9 protein-coding genes are annotated in these 14,159 nt (G+C 68.0%); 4 read left to right on the plus strand and 5 right to left on the minus strand.

Features of this window, described 5'->3' with window-relative positions:
- Positions 1-160: 160 nt before the first annotated feature.
- Entirely contained in the window at positions 161-1,267 is a 1,107-nt protein-coding gene (locus tag AB0I72_RS01835; protein ID WP_358562791.1) for a GuaB3 family IMP dehydrogenase-related protein, read from the minus strand.
- 214 nt (positions 1,268-1,481) lie between these two features.
- Here AB0I72_RS01835 and AB0I72_RS01840 point away from each other — a divergent pair, with 214 nt between their 5' ends.
- Positions 1,482-2,042, plus strand: coding sequence for an RICIN domain-containing protein (locus AB0I72_RS01840; protein WP_358561641.1), 561 nt, complete (start codon positions 1,482-1,484; stop codon positions 2,040-2,042).
- Positions 2,043-2,181: 139 nt separating this feature from the next.
- Here the strand turns inward: AB0I72_RS01840 and guaB are convergent, their stop codons facing one another.
- The 4 genes from guaB to groES form a co-directional block, all read right to left on the minus strand.
- Positions 2,182-3,672, minus strand: coding sequence for an IMP dehydrogenase (gene guaB, locus AB0I72_RS01845; RefSeq protein WP_358561644.1), 1,491 nt, complete (start codon positions 3,670-3,672; stop codon positions 2,182-2,184).
- 327 nt (positions 3,673-3,999) lie between these two features.
- Entirely contained in the window at positions 4,000-4,587 is a 588-nt protein-coding gene (locus AB0I72_RS01850; protein ID WP_358562793.1) for a sigma-70 family RNA polymerase sigma factor, read from the minus strand.
- A 274-nt stretch (positions 4,588-4,861) separates the two neighbouring features.
- Positions 4,862-6,475, minus strand: a complete 1,614-nt coding sequence (groL, locus tag AB0I72_RS01855; protein ID WP_358561647.1) for a chaperonin GroEL — start codon at positions 6,473-6,475, stop codon at positions 4,862-4,864.
- A gap of 117 nt (positions 6,476-6,592) precedes the next feature.
- A complete protein-coding gene (gene groES / locus AB0I72_RS01860; RefSeq protein ID WP_075927702.1) occupies positions 6,593-6,901 on the minus strand; it encodes a co-chaperone GroES in 309 nt (102 codons plus the stop codon).
- A gap of 272 nt (positions 6,902-7,173) precedes the next feature.
- Here groES and AB0I72_RS01865 point away from each other — a divergent pair, with 272 nt between their 5' ends.
- The 3 genes from AB0I72_RS01865 to AB0I72_RS01875 all read left to right on the plus strand — a co-directional run bounded on the left by AB0I72_RS01865 (position 7,174) and on the right by AB0I72_RS01875 (position 14,134).
- Entirely contained in the window at positions 7,174-8,421 is a 1,248-nt protein-coding gene (locus tag AB0I72_RS01865; protein WP_358561650.1) for an SAM-dependent methyltransferase, read from the plus strand.
- A gap of 369 nt (positions 8,422-8,790) precedes the next feature.
- Positions 8,791-10,734 carry a hypothetical protein gene (locus tag AB0I72_RS01870; RefSeq protein WP_358561653.1) on the plus strand — a complete coding sequence of 648 codons (1,944 nt, stop codon included), beginning with the start codon at positions 8,791-8,793 and terminating at the stop codon, positions 10,732-10,734.
- A gap of 811 nt (positions 10,735-11,545) precedes the next feature.
- A complete protein-coding gene (locus AB0I72_RS01875) occupies positions 11,546-14,134 on the plus strand; it encodes a hypothetical protein (RefSeq protein ID WP_358561656.1) in 2,589 nt (862 codons plus the stop codon).
- The last annotated feature ends 25 nt before the right edge of the window (positions 14,135-14,159 follow it).

A 14,159-nucleotide genomic window follows, 5' to 3' on the forward strand; every position in this document is an offset into this window, starting at 1 on the left:
GTCCTCCAGTGTCGAGGCGACGTCCGGTCGTCGTCGGGTCATGTGACGCCCAAATCCGGACCATGGTCGCACACGGCCTCCGTCCCGTCACGGGGGGATCCGACGCGGAAGGGCGCCCCGCCCGATGGCGGAGCGCCCCGCGAGGAGCCGACGCGTGCGGTCAGCGGTGGGGGTTGACCACGACCTCGACCCGCTGGAACTCCTTGAGATCGGTGTAACCCGCCGTGGCCATCGTCCGGCGCAGCGCCCCCATGAGGTTCATGGAGCCGTCGCTCGTGGAGGCCGGGCCGTGCAGGATCGACTTCAGGTCGCCGATCGTGCCGACCTGGAGCCGCTCGCCGCGCGGCAGCTCGCCGTGGTGCGCCTCGCTGCCCCAGTGGTAGCCGCCGCCGGGCGCCTCGGCCGCGCGCGCCAGCGGGGAGCCGACCATGACCGCGTCCGCGCCGCAGGCCAGGGCCTTGGCGATGTCACCGCTGCCGGTCATGCCGCCGTCCGCGATGACGTGCACGTAGCGGCCGCCGGACTCGTCGAGGTAGTCGCGGCGGGCGGCGGCCACGTCGCCGACGGCGCTGGCCATCGGGACCGCCACACCCAGCACGGAGCGCGTGGTGTGCCCGGAACCGCCGCCGAACCCGACCAGGACACCGGCCGCGCCGGTCCGCATCAGGTGCAGGGCGGCCGTGTAGGTGGCGCAGCCGCCGACCACGACCGGCACGTCGAGGTCGTAGATGAACTGCTTGAGGTTGAGCGGCTCGGCCCGGCCGGACACGTGCTCGGCGGAGACCGTGGTGCCGCGGATCACGAAGAGGTCCACCCCGGCGTCCACGACCGCCTTGTGGTACTGGGCGGTGCGCTGCGGGGACAGCCGCGCGGCGGTGACGACGCCCGCGTCGCGGATCTCCTCGATCCGGCGGCCGATCAGCTCCTCCTGGATCGGCGCGGCGTAGATCTCCTGGAGCCGCTGGGTGGCGGCGACGTCGTCGAGTTCACGGATCTCCGCCAGGAGCGGCTCCGGGTCCTCGTAGCGGGTCCACAGCCCCTCCAGGTCGAGCACGCCGAGCCCGCCCAGCCGGCCGATGGCCACGACCGTCTTGGGGGAGGCGACGCTGTCCATGGGGCTGACCATCAGCGGCGTCTCGAACCGGTAGGCGTCGATCTGCCACGCGATGGACACCTCCTCGGGGTCGCGCGTGCGTCGGGCGGGCACGATCCCGATCTCGTCGAGCTCGTAGGCTCGGCGCCCGTTCTTCCCCAGCCCGATCTCCACCTGAGCCAACGCTTGATCCCCCTCGAAAGTGCTGCGCCGGACGCTCGACCGGCGCGTTTACTGCCGCGGAGAGTCTACTCGCCCGCGGGTCGCCCTCCCGCTCCCCACTCCCCGCCTCCCCCTCCCCTGAAGTGCCCGCCCGACGCCGTTGAACACGCTAGGTTTCTCACTGATCACTCATCGTCTCGACCTCGGGTCGACGAAAGGGAGTTCCATGCGGGGTAAGCGAATCCTGGGACGCGCGGCGGCGGTGTTCGGCGCCGTGTTGATGGCCAACGCGGGACTCGGCGGGGTCGGCGCGCACGCGGAGGCGTCCGGTGGCCGGGCCGCCGACCGCGCGGCCACGAGCGCCGAGGCCAACGTGTACCGCCTCGTCAACGTCAACAGCGGCAGGTGCGCGGGGGTCGGCGGGTCGAGTCTGGAGAAGGGAGCGGCGGTCATCCAGTGGGACTGCCTGGACATCGACGACCAGGCGTGGACCTTCGTCTACATGGGCGGGTACCACTACCACCTGGAGAACGTGAACAGCGGGCAGTGCCTGACCGTCTCCACGCCCGCCGGGGACGGAGCCCGCGTCGTGCAGCTGCCGTGCCGGAGCCACCCCCACCAGGGCTGGCGCCTGGACAAGGACGGGCAGAACCTCCGCTTCGTGAACTACGACCCCAAGATGAACCTCGCGGTGGTCGACTCCGCCACGGGCAACGGCGCCCCGTTGATCCTGGCTGAACCGGGAACGCGGGCGAGCGAGGTGTGGACCCTCATCGCGGTCGGGTAGAGGGCCGGATCCGGTGCGCTCCCGCCCCGGAGCGCACCGGGTCCGCCCCGCGTCGTGGGCTCGGACGGCCTCCGGGCGCCCCGAACACGCGCGCCCGGCGACACCGGGGGTGTCGCCGGGCGCGGGGAGCCGGATCCGGTCAGCGCACGTTGTAGTTCGGCGCCTCGACGGTCATCGTGATGTCGTGCGGGTGGCTCTCCCGCAGACCGGCGCTGGTGATGCGCATGAGCTGGCCGCGCTCGCGCAGCTCGGCGACGGTGCGGGTGCCCGCGTACCACATCGACTGGTGCAGCCCGCCGACGAGCTGGTGGGCGACCGCCTGGAGCGGGCCGCGGAACGGCACCTGGCCCTCGATGCCCTCGGGGATGAGCTTGTCCTCGGCGGCGACCTCCGCCTGCGCGTAGCGGTCCTTGGAGAAGGACCGGCCGCGCATGGCGCCCAGTGAGCCCATGCCCCGGTAGGCCTTGAACTGCTTGCCGTTGATGAAGATCAGTTCGCCCGGGCTCTCCGCGACACCGGCGAGGAGGCTGCCGAGCATGACCGTGCTGGCCCCGGCCACGATCGCCTTGGCGATCTCGCCGGAGTACTGGAGCCCGCCGTCGGCGATGAGCGGCACGTTCGCCGGGCCGCACGCCTTGGCGGCCTCCAGGACGGCGGTGAGCTGCGGCGCGCCCACACCGGCCACCACGCGGGTGGTGCAGATGGAGCCCGGGCCGACCCCGACCTTGACCGCGTCGGCGCCCGCGTCCACGAGCAGCTGGGCCCCGGCGCGGGTGGCGACGTTGCCCGCCACGACGTCGGCGCGCGAGTTGGCCTTGAGCTTGGCGACCATCTCGGCCAGACCGGCGGAGTGGCCGTGGGCCGTGTCGACGACGATGAAGTCGACCCCGGCCTCCACCAGCAGCTTGGCCCGCTTCTCGGCCTCGGCGCCGACGCCGACGGCGCCGCCGACGACGAGGCGGCCGTCGGCGTCCTTGGTGGCGTCGGGGAACTGCTCGCTCTTGATGAAGTCCTTGACGGTGATCAGGCCGCGCAGGCGGTTCTGGCCGTCGACGATCGGCAGCTTCTCGACCTTGTGCTTGCGGAGCAGCTCGAAGGCCTGCTCGCGGGAGACCCCGACGGGGGCGGTGACCAGCTCGCCCGTGGTCATGACGTCGCGGACCAGGCGGGCGCGGTCGTTCTCGAAGCGCATGTCCCGGTTGGTGACGATGCCGACGAGGGAGCCGTCGGGGTCCGTGACCGGGACGCCGGAGATGCGGTAGTGGGCGCACAGGCGCTCGACCTCGGCGAGGGTGTCGTCGGGGCGACACGTGACCGGGTCGGTCACCATGCCCGCCTCGGAGCGCTTGACCAGGTCGACCTGGCTGGCCTGGTCCTCGGCGGAGAGGTTGCGGTGCAGGACGCCCGCGCCGCCCTGGCGGGCCATGGCCACGGCCATGCGCGCCTCGGTGACGGTGTCCATCGCCGCCGACAGCAGCGGGATGCTCAGCTCGATGTTGCGCGAGAGCCGGGTGGTGGTGTCCACGTCGCCGGGCTGGAGGTCGGAGTAGGCCGGGACGAGGAGCACGTCGTCGTAGGTGAGTCCGGGGGGCAGCAGTTTGTCCCCGTAGTCGCTGTACTCGTCACTCATGACACAACCTCCGCTGTCCCGGCACACCTGCGCGGATTCGCCCCCGCGTGTCACCTCATCCTAGGCCGTGGCCTCGGCCGCCTCATGAGGAAAGGAGCGTTTGCCCCGTCACCACGGCCCGAAAGTGACCAGTCTCACCGTTTGAGACGGGCCGGAGAATGCCACGAAAGCCGCGCTCCAGATCCGCCCGGCGCTCGTGTGTTCCTCCGGGCGTCCGGACTCACTCAGTGCGGGCGCCGTCGCCTGGGCGCGGGGTGGAGGCAGTATCCGTGCGGCGGTCTCGGGCGGTTCGGGCAGACCGGGCGTGAGCGCGGTCGGCGGCCGTGCTCACGGGAGGAGTCTGTTCGCCAGGGCCACCTGCCGAAGCCGAGCAATAGCTCGGTGCTGGGCAACCCGTACCGCTCCCGCCGACATCCCAAGTACATGTCCCGTCTCATCCGCCGTCAGGCCGGCGATCACCCTCATGACCAGCAATTTCCGTTGTCTCTCCGGGAGCTCGTCCAGCAGCTCCCGCGCCCGCTGGGCCTCGATCACGCGGACCGCGGCCTCCTCGGGTCCCGGCCCGTCGTCGGCCGGTTCCGGGACGGTGTCGGTGGGCACCACGTCCACCCGTCCCGCGCCCCGCAGGGTGTCGGCGACCTTGTGCGCCGCGATGCCGAACACGAGGGACGCGAAGGGGCGTCCCCGGTCCTGGTAGCGGGGGATCGCCGTGAGCAGGGCGATGCACACCTCCTGCGCCACGTCGTCGGAGTAGTGGGCCAGCCCGGAGACCCGTGCCAGGCGGGCACGACAGTACCGGACCACCATGGGCCGCACCTCGCGCAGCAGCGAATCCATGGCCCCGTCGTCCCCCTGGACCGCGAGTGACCCCAGATGGTTCAAACCCGTGTCTCGCGTCGCGGGGTCCGCGTCCAGGTGTGTTCCATCCCGGTGCGTTCCCGGTCGCCGCGCGGTCACGCCCCCCCGGGCGCCTGCATCCGTCACGTTACGAATGATGCCCCCAACCCGGGACCCAACCGCTCCAATCGACAACTACAGAATGGTCACGTTTTGGGAAAAACGCCCGAAAACGCCACACAATTCGGCGAGAGAAGCGGGAATACCGTGGTAGTGGACGGGGGCGGAGCGACGACGCGCCCCGCCCCCGAAGGAGCCCTCCGGGGACCGACGCCCCCGGGGATCACCGCTCCTAGTGGGCGTGCCCGTGGCCGTGGCCGTCCGCGTCCTCGTCCTCCTCGGGCTTGTCCACGACCAGCGCCTCGGTGGTCAGGAGCATGCCCGCGATGGACGCGGCGTTCTGGACGGCGGAGCGGGTGACCTTGACCGGGTCGATGATGCCCTCGGCGGTCAGGTCGCCGTAGACGCCGGTCGCGGCGTTGAAGCCGTGGCCGACCTCCATCTCCGAGACGCGGTGGGTCACCACGTAGCCCTCGGCGCCCGCGTTCTCCGCGATCCACCGGGCGGGCTCGACCAGGGCGCGGCGGACGATCGCCACACCGGTGGCCTCGTCACCGCTCAGGCCCAGGTCGTCCAGGGCCGCGGAGGCGTGCACCAGGGAGGCGCCGCCGCCGGCGACGATGCCCTCCTCGATGGCCGCGCGGGTCGCCGAGATGGCGTCCTCCAGGCGGTGCTTCTTCTCCTTGAGCTCGACCTCGGTGGCCGCGCCGACGCGCAGGACCGAGACGCCGCCCGCGAGCTTGGCCAGGCGCTCCTGGAGCTTCTCGCGGTCCCAGTCGGAGTCGCTCGCCTCGATCTCCTTGCGGATCTGGCGGACGCGGTCCTCGACCTCGCTGTGCTCACCGGCGCCGTCCACGAGGGTGGTGGCGTCCTTGGTGACGGTGACGCGGCGGGCGGAGCCCAGGACGTCCAGGTCGGCGTTGTCCAGGGTCAGGCCGACCTCCTCGGCGATGACCTGGCCGCCGGTCAGGACGGCGATGTCCTGGAGCATGGCCTTGCGGCGCTCGCCGAAGCCGGGGGCCTTGACGGCGGCGACGCTGAGCATGCCGCGCATCTTGTTGAGCACCAGGGCGCCCAGGGCGTCGCCCTCGATGTCCTCGGCGATGATGAGCAGCGGCTTCTTGTCCTGGACGACCTTCTCCAGCAGGGGCAGCAGCTCGTTGAGGTTGCTGATCTTGCCCTGGTGGATGAGGATCCGCGCGTCCTCCAGGACCGCCTCCTGGCGGTCGACGTCGGTGACGAAGTAGGGCGAGACGTAGCCCTTGTCGAACTGGAGGCCCTCGGTGAAGTCGAGGTCCAGACCGAAGGTCGGGGCCTCCTCCACCGTGATGACGCCGTCCTTGCCGACCTTGTCGAACGCCTCGGCGATGAGGTCGCCGATCTGCGCGTCCTGGGCGGAGTTGGTGGCGACGTAGGCGATGTCGCCGCGCTCCTCGACCGGGCGGGCGCGGTCGAGCAGGATCTCCGACACCTTCGCGGCGGCGGCGTCGATGCCCTTCTTCAGGGACATCGGGGAGGAACCGGCGGCCACGCTGCGCAGGCCCTCGCGGACCAGCGCCTGGGCCAGGACCGTGGCGGTCGTGGTGCCGTCGCCGGCGGCGTCGTTGGTCTTGGTGGCGACCTCCTTGACGAGCTGGGCGCCCAGGTTCTCGTAGGGGTCGTCCAGCTCGACCTCACGGGCGACGGTGACACCGTCGTTGGTGATGGTGGGAGCGCCGAACTTCTTGTCGATGACGACGTTGCGGCCGCGCGGGCCCAGCGTCACCTTGACGGCGTTGGCGAGGCGGTCGACGCCCCGCTCGAGGGCGCGGCGGGCGTCGTCCTCGAACTCCAGGATCTTCGGCATGCTGAGTGCTTCCTCTTGTGGTCACAAACGAACATCCCGCCCGCCCGGCGAAACGCCGACCGGTGCGGGATGCGGAGAACTGCCTGCCCGGGGCCCTGGGCGGGCCCCGGTCGAGACCTACTTCTCGACGACCGCGAGGAGGTCGCGGGCGGAGAGGACCAGGTACTCGTCACCGTCGTACTTGACCTCGGTGCCGCCGTACTTGCTGTAGAGAACGACGTCGCCGACCTTCACGTCCAGCGGGACGCGCTTGCCGTTGTCGTCGAGACGGCCCGGGCCCACGGCGAGGATCTCGCCCTCCTGGGGCTTCTCCTTGGCGGTGTCCGGGATGACCAGACCGGAGGCGGTGGTCTGCTCGGCCTCCAGGGTCTTGACCACGACGCGGTCCTCAAGCGGCTTCAGCACGGTCTTGGTGGCGGTCGACACGGTGTGACCTCCCCTTCAAGGTTTCGGTGTCCTGTACTTCGGCCCGCGCGCGAGCGCGGACCGGCTACGAAAAAGGGGCGACCGCGGCGGCCTGTCGTCGCGGGTGCCAGACCGGCCTCGTCGCGGTTAGCACTCTACCCGTGCGAGTGCCAGAATGGAAATGTGGCGTGGACCGCTGGTCAGGGCCGCCACCTGCCCGGAGCGGGCGCGTCGGGGGCGCCGGGAGCGTACCCGGATCCGCGCCGCCCACACCGTCGAACGATGGAGGACCCATGCGCGTGCCCGCCTTCGCGGCTCTGCTCACCGACGCGGGCCAGGAGGTGCTTGCGGGCGTGGACCCGAAGGCGGACCGGCTGTCCGCCGCCTCGCACCTGCGCGACGACCCCCGGGTGGCCGCGCTCGCCCCCGATCTTCCCGTATCGGACCTGGTCAACGCGATTCTCACCCAGGTGGATCTGCGCGAGCGCGGCAAGGCCAAGTTCGGCGGCCTGGCCCAGGAGATGTACTTCACGCCCGACGGTCTGGAGCAGTCGACCCGGCGCGTGGTGGCCGACTACCGCGCCGCCCGCACCGCCGCCGTCGCGGACGGGCGCCCCGCGGGCGACCTGTGCTGCGGGATCGGCGCGGACCTGCTCGCGCTGGCCGAACGGGGGGTGTCGGTCGAGGGCGTGGACGCCGACCCGCTGACCGTGGCCGTGGCGCGCGCCAACATCGACGCCCTCGATCTGGCGGACCGGGCCCGGGTGCGCGAGGGGGACGTGACCGAGGTCGCACCCGGCGCCTACCCGCTGCTGTTCTGCGACCCCGCGCGGCGCAGCGGTCGGGGCCGGGTGTTCGACCCGGCGGCCTACTCCCCGCCGTGGGACGTGGCGACCGGCCTCGCCCGGGGCTCGTCCGCCGCCTGCCTCAAGGCCGCGCCCGGCATCCCGCACGAGGTGCTGCCCGACGACGCCGCCGCCGAATGGATCTCGGTGGACGGCGAACTCAAGGAGACGGCGCTGTGGTTCGGCGAGCTCGCAGACGGGCCCCGGCGCCGGGCGACCGTGCTGCACGAGCGGCCCGGGCTGCTGGCCACGGAGGGCGCGATCGCGCACCTGGACGAGGTCCCGGGCCTGGGCCCCGCACCCGTCGCCCCCGCGCGGCGCTACCTGTACGACCCGGACGCCGCCGTGGTGCGCTCCCACCTCGTCGCCGAGGCGGCCGCGCGCGTGGACGGCGCCCTGCTCGACGAGCGGATCGCCTACTTCACCTCCGAGCGGTCCGAACCCTCGCCGCTCTGGCGGGTCCTGGAGATCACGGACGTCATGCCGTTCTCCCTCAAGAAGCTGCGCTCCGCGCTGCGCGCGCGGGACGCGGGAACGGTAACGATCAAGAAACGCGGGTCCGCGGTGGACACCGAGAAGTTGCGCAGGGACCTGCGCGCCTCGGGCTCCGAGGCGGTCACCGTCGTCCTGACCAGGATCGGAGACCGCCCGTACAGCCTCCTGTGCCGGGAGATCCCGGAGCCCGCACACGCCTGAGCCGGGGCCTCGCCGGACACCGCGTCGCACTCCGGCCACAGCGCGCGCACCAGATCGTTACCTCCCGCACGCGGATCTTTGGCCGATCCCTGGGGCGACGGGGGTTCGGGTCGTTACACTGACGACCGCTGAATGCTTTCCCTTCTCATGGACATCCCCGGAAGGCCTTGGTTGACTGATCCGCGCGCGGTTCGAGCAGCCCTGACGGCATGCCTCGACCGCATACGCTCAGTCACGCTTGAGTCACGTTAAGGCGGTTTCGCCGCGGGGCGCATCGCCCCCGGGGACCATCGAGAACCCGACCGCCCGGAACCACCGTCCCTTCCTCCGGGCCCGGACGGGAGCGCCAGAACCCAAAGGAGCACCTCGGTGGAACAGACCAATCACAACTTCCTCAACGGGGGAGGTCAGGCCGGGATCTCCGACCGGATGCGTGACCTGCTCTCCCAGGCCGCACAGGAGCACGTCTCCGAGCAGAAGTCCCAGGGCGCGGTGACCGAGGAGATGCGCCAGCGCCTGGAGGGCATGGAGTGGCTGCTGCGCGAACTGCGTGATCAGGAGCTCACCGCCCTCGCCGAGTCGGTCACCGCGGTCAACGGTCGGATCGACGGCTTCCTGGAGCGCCCGCCGGAGTGGGCCGAGACCCTCGCCGAGCACATCGAGCTGGTCGGGCAGCAGGTCAAGCCGCTGGCGGACATGCCGTCCCTGCGCGCCGACACCCAGCGCATCGCCGGACACCTGGACACCGCGCTCACCCGCCTCCAGCGGATGGGCGAGACGGGCAACCGCACGGCGGAGAAGGTGGACGAGCTCGGCGAGAAGCTCACCGGCCTCACCGAGAGGTTCGAGGCCCGCCTGGACGCCCTGGACACCGCGCTGGCCGCGCTCACCGAGAAGACCGACGCCGTCGAGGCCTCCCTCGCCGAGCGGCACGAGGCCCTCTCCTCGGCGCTGGGCGAGAGCCGCACGGAGCTGTCCGAGGCCGTGGCCGCCAGCCGCGAGGCGATCTCCACGGCCCTCACCGAAGCCCGCGAGGCCCTGGGCGAGACCGTCGCCGCCAAGGTGTCGGAGTCCACCGAGGAGCTGCGCTCGTCGGCCGCGGAGAAGCACGAGGCGCTGCTGTCGAAGCTCCAGGAGAACACCGGCGAGCTGGGCGAGCGCACCTCCGCCCTCGCCGACGACCTGAGCGCCCTCGCGACCGCCGCCCAGGAGCGGCACGACGCGCTGACCGCCAAGTTCTCCGAGAGCGTCGGCTACCTGAGCACGCAGGCCGAGGAGAACCACGCCGAGGCCAACGCCGCCGTCGCGGACGTGACCGGGGCGGTCGCCAAGCTGCGGGAGAACCACGAGTCCTCCCTCACCGACCTCCGTGCGCACCTGCGCCAGCGCCTGACCGAGCTCAGCGAGCAGATCGACCTCGGCCGCACCGAGGACCGCGAGCGGGACGAGGCCGCCGCCGAGCAACTGCGCGAGTCCGTCCACGAGCGCACGGACGCCCTCAGGGCCCAGGTCGCCGAGGACGCCGAGAAGGTCGCCGCCGACCTGGCCGAGCTGCGGACGTTCGTCGAGGAGTCGACCACCCGGGCGGCCGCCGAGACCGCCGAGCGCCACCAGACCCTCGCCGAAACGCTCACCGAACAGACCCGCGAGCACCGCACCGCGCTCGACGAGCGGCTGGAGCGCCAGCACGAGATCCTCACGGGCAAGGTGGACAACCACCTGTCGCAGATCACCGGCAAGGTCGACCACGAGCTCGGCCGCCTCACCGACCGGTTCGACACCTTCGAGGGGCACTTCGAGGGGAGCTTCGAGGGCATCGAGGGCAAGATCGACGGCATCGACGGACGGATCGACGGCCTGAACGGCCGGATGAACGGCGTCGAGGGCCAGTTCGAAGGCGTGAGCGGGCACTTCGAGGGTGTCGACGGCCGGATGGAGGCCATCGACGACCGGCTGGAGGCGCTCAACCAGCGGCTCAACCAGCTGCCGCAGTCGATGGAGGTCAGCGAGCTGCACCGCCGCCTGACCGAGCTCGTCGACCGGCCGCAGCTGGACCACACGAGCAAGCTCGACGAGATCGACGCGCACGTCACCTCCGCCGTCGAACCGGTCCTGCGGGAGCTGAAGCAGCGCCCGGACCGGCACGAGTTCGAGGAGACCGTCACCGAGGCGGTCGAGAACTCGCACGACGACATGACCAAGCGCCTCGCCTCCCTGGAGGAGACGGTGCTCGCCCTGGCCGAGGCGCTGCTGCGCCCGGGCCGCGACGGCAAGAAGAAGCGCCGCCGCGACGACGACGAGGACGACGAGTAGGGCACCGGGGTCAGGGCCCCAGACGCACGGGAGGGCGTCGGACCAGGGACGGTCCGACGCCCTCCGGCGTCTGTGCATGCTGAACCCTGAGCGGTTGACCTAGCTCATAGAGCAGCAAATCCCAACTCTCAACAGGTCAGACAACGTATCCAACGTCTGATTGCGTGAACCAGTGGCACCTTGCACGACTTCATCCACGATGAAGCGTGATGAGCGATGTCCAGATCTGGCCAGAGCCGTCCCGCTTCTCCTGGCTTAGAGGTCGTCTCACCTCGCCTACAGACAGCTATAGTGTCGCCGACATCCGGCATTCAGCACATCGCACACCGTTTCCCTTCCGGTGTGCGTGAACCCAGCAGCCCTTCGCAGCGTCGACGACGCCCAAGCTTGCTGGCATCCCATGGCTGTTGGCAGAGAAGGACACAGGAGAGATCATGGCAGTAGGTATGAACCCCTCCCTGGCTTATGCGGGCGGGGACGCATCCCTCACCGCGGCATCCCGGCTCCGTGACCTCGCAGAGGACTGGGCTGACGCCGTCTCAGCTGCCTCGGCGGTCATGCGCCTTTCGCCAGGGGTGACGGAGTGGGACTCCTTCGGATCCACGCAAGAAATACACATGCAGGATGTCCAGGAGCACGCTCGCACCCTCGCCACCAACATTCAGGCAGGAGCGTCAGAAGGCGCGCGAACCGACGCTGAGGCCTCTGGAGAATATCGTGCGACGTCGAGTGCGCCGATCCTCACGCGCGCGATCAACGAGCATCAGCTTTAGCTCCTCTCCCCCTATTCCCACCGTAGAAGGACATGCTCATGACCGATGGCAGCTACCAGATCTCGCCCAAGGAGTGCGATGTCAGCGTGTCGGTGCTTCAGAACCAAATCGACAGGTTCAACGAGATGTACTCGAACATCTGTGGCCGTTCAGCCAGCTACAACGCCGTAGCCAATACGACCGCGACAGAGTTCTCCGAGCTGATATCAGAAAACATCAGAAGCACGGCGGAGGAGAACGAAGACGCCTGGGGTAGTGCTCTGGCGGCCTGCATCCATGCAGTGGGCGTGATTAAAAGGTACTCCGTTGCAGTTCAGGCCTACAACAACAGGATCGAGGAACTCGAGGGGGAACTTGCGTCCAAAGTATCGGCAGCGGAGACTACGGCCGATAAGGAGGACTTGGTCGATGAGTATCAGGGGTACGCCGACGACGCATGGGGAACACTGGAGGGCAAGGCAGCCGAGGTGTCCGACATGCTCGCGGACGGCCCCACTCCCGAGCACATCCGGACCCTCACAGAAGCGGGGCACATCGGCAGTGTCCCTGGCGGACTCATGTACGTCATCACGGGGGATGAGCAGTATTTCGCTGTCACCCCTGGCATGGACGGCTCTGATATTGGCAGAACCATCCAGCTTGCTGCGGAAGGTGATGAATCAGCTCTGGAGCAACTCGATGAGAGCCTGGCGCTGATGAACGTCTTCATGGCCTACATCGCACGTAAGCAGGAAAACGGGGGCCAACTCACCGCACGTGAGCTAGAAATTCTGAATGGCCTAAACGATCACCTGGATGACGCGGATGCTGTGGAGTCAAGCGGCTGGGGCCATTCGAATGGTTGGGGTGGCCAGATAGAGCAAGGGGAGTTTTTCAACTCAATCGAGGCTATCCGAGACAGTAAACACCTGTCAGAAGAACAGCGGGAACAGTTGGAAGCCATCATCGGTAGTTCTCTTCTGGCCGCCTCCGATGAACGAATGGGCGGCAGCTATGACAACTTGCCTAGAGAAGTCCAAATCGCGGCCGAGGGACCGAAAGTCCACAGTCCTATGGCGTCGCCCGGCGGGTACTCGGGTGACTGGGCCGGGGACTTCGAAGCGCTCACAGAGCTCTTCGAAGGTGCCAATCAAATGACCCAAGAAGAAACCGGTCATCCGATCCAGGGCGGCACGGAACTGTCAGCCATCATGATCGGCACCGTCGCGGGCGCTGTCGAGAGTTGGGGCACCGGGGGAACCGACGAAGAAACCCTGCGCACGATGCTGGAGATCGCCACGCAGAACACGGATGCCAACTACACAATCCTCACTGGAGAGTATCCAGACGGAGAAGAATATCGACACCCGATTGAGTTCTCCTATGGAGGCATCCACACTGATGAGGGAGCCCTCATCGCAGCGCTCTTCTCCCATGAATGGAGCGATGACGATGATGGCTCAGCAGCCCGGAGTCTAATCTCATGGATTGAGGATACAGCGTGGAGCGACGATGAAGCTGAGCAACTCAAGGCGGCTGAGGCCATGGATGGACTCATGGAGGCGCTCACTTCAAAGGAGGCGCACGACACCCTTTCAGACACCGGCATCGACATCGAGCTTGAAGACGGAACGAAGGTTCCGAATGCGTCCTTCACTGCAGTCAATGGCGAGCTAGCTGATGGTCTCACCGATCTTTTCGAGATCTATATCAGCAGCTTCGCCAGCGAGGAGGGCTTTGAAGAAGGGGAAGCAGATTTTGACTGGGAGAGGGGGCCAGGAAGCCCTTGGAACGATAATAATGGCACTCTTAAAATGTCCCCCTCAGAACGCCTTATCTATCTTGAATACATCATGGGAAACGAAGATACAGCCACTCGTGCTCACATCGCAACAGATGGTTATTTGGCGGCCCAGACTGAACTCTTTTTGCGAGACGGCCAGGCTGCACTGACAGGCACGGATGCAGGAATTCTCCAATCTCTTGTTGATGCCGCACTTCACAATGAGGCAGTCAATAGAAACCTTGATTCTGAAGAAGAGCTGGCACGCCAGCAAAAGATCGCTACAGCAGTTGCTAACGCGGGAAGCAACGCCTTGAGCTTGGTTCCAAATGTTGGGCTTGCGCTACAAAGCGTGTCCCAGAGCTTGACACCCGAGATCATTGCCAGCGCATACGACGACTATAGGAATATCGTAACCCATGGATCATCTGAGACAACGAAAACCGAGATCAAGCTCTATACGAGCATGCGCCTCCTCGAGGAGATCATGGAACGAGAGGGTGGCGAATTCCCAGATATCGAGGACGATCGTTCGGTAAATGGAGCCAGTCCGCGAAATGTCTTGGAACGCGCTGGACTAATTGACCAGCGCGGAACTGGGTTCTACTTCGACATTGGAGGGCAGCCCAGCGCGGATGAAGAAAATATTCCAACAACGGCCGAAATCAGAGAAGCCATAGATGAATACCTTAAAGTAAGTGAAGTCGACTGGGCGCCGGGCGGATTCTCGGGAACTGAATTTTCCGATGAATTCTCTGGGGAATTCAACGACATCTACGATGACCTGGAGCCTCAGCTAAGGTATGACAGTGGGAACATTGACAGTCTCTACGAAGGCGTACGGGCCGCAGATAAACCATCGTAGCCCCGACTCTCCTTGGTTCGGATAG

This window comes from Nocardiopsis sp. NPDC049922, from assembly GCF_040660275.1.
Classification (GTDB): Bacteria; Actinomycetota; Actinomycetes; order Streptosporangiales; family Streptosporangiaceae; genus Nocardiopsis.

Coding starts and splice junctions, on each gene's coding strand:
- AB0I72_RS01840 (WP_358561641.1), top strand. CDS start 1,482: ATGCGGGGTAAGCGAATCCTGGGACGCGCGGCGGCGGTGTTCGGCGCC.
- AB0I72_RS01875 (WP_358561656.1), top strand. CDS start 11,546: ATGACCGATGGCAGCTACCAGATCTCGCCCAAGGAGTGCGATGTCAGC.
- groL (WP_358561647.1), bottom strand. CDS start 6,475: ATGCCGAAGATCCTGGAGTTCGAGGACGACGCCCGCCGCGCCCTCGAG.
- AB0I72_RS01865 (WP_358561650.1), top strand. CDS start 7,174: ATGCGCGTGCCCGCCTTCGCGGCTCTGCTCACCGACGCGGGCCAGGAG.
- guaB (WP_358561644.1), bottom strand. CDS start 3,672: ATGAGTGACGAGTACAGCGACTACGGGGACAAACTGCTGCCCCCCGGA.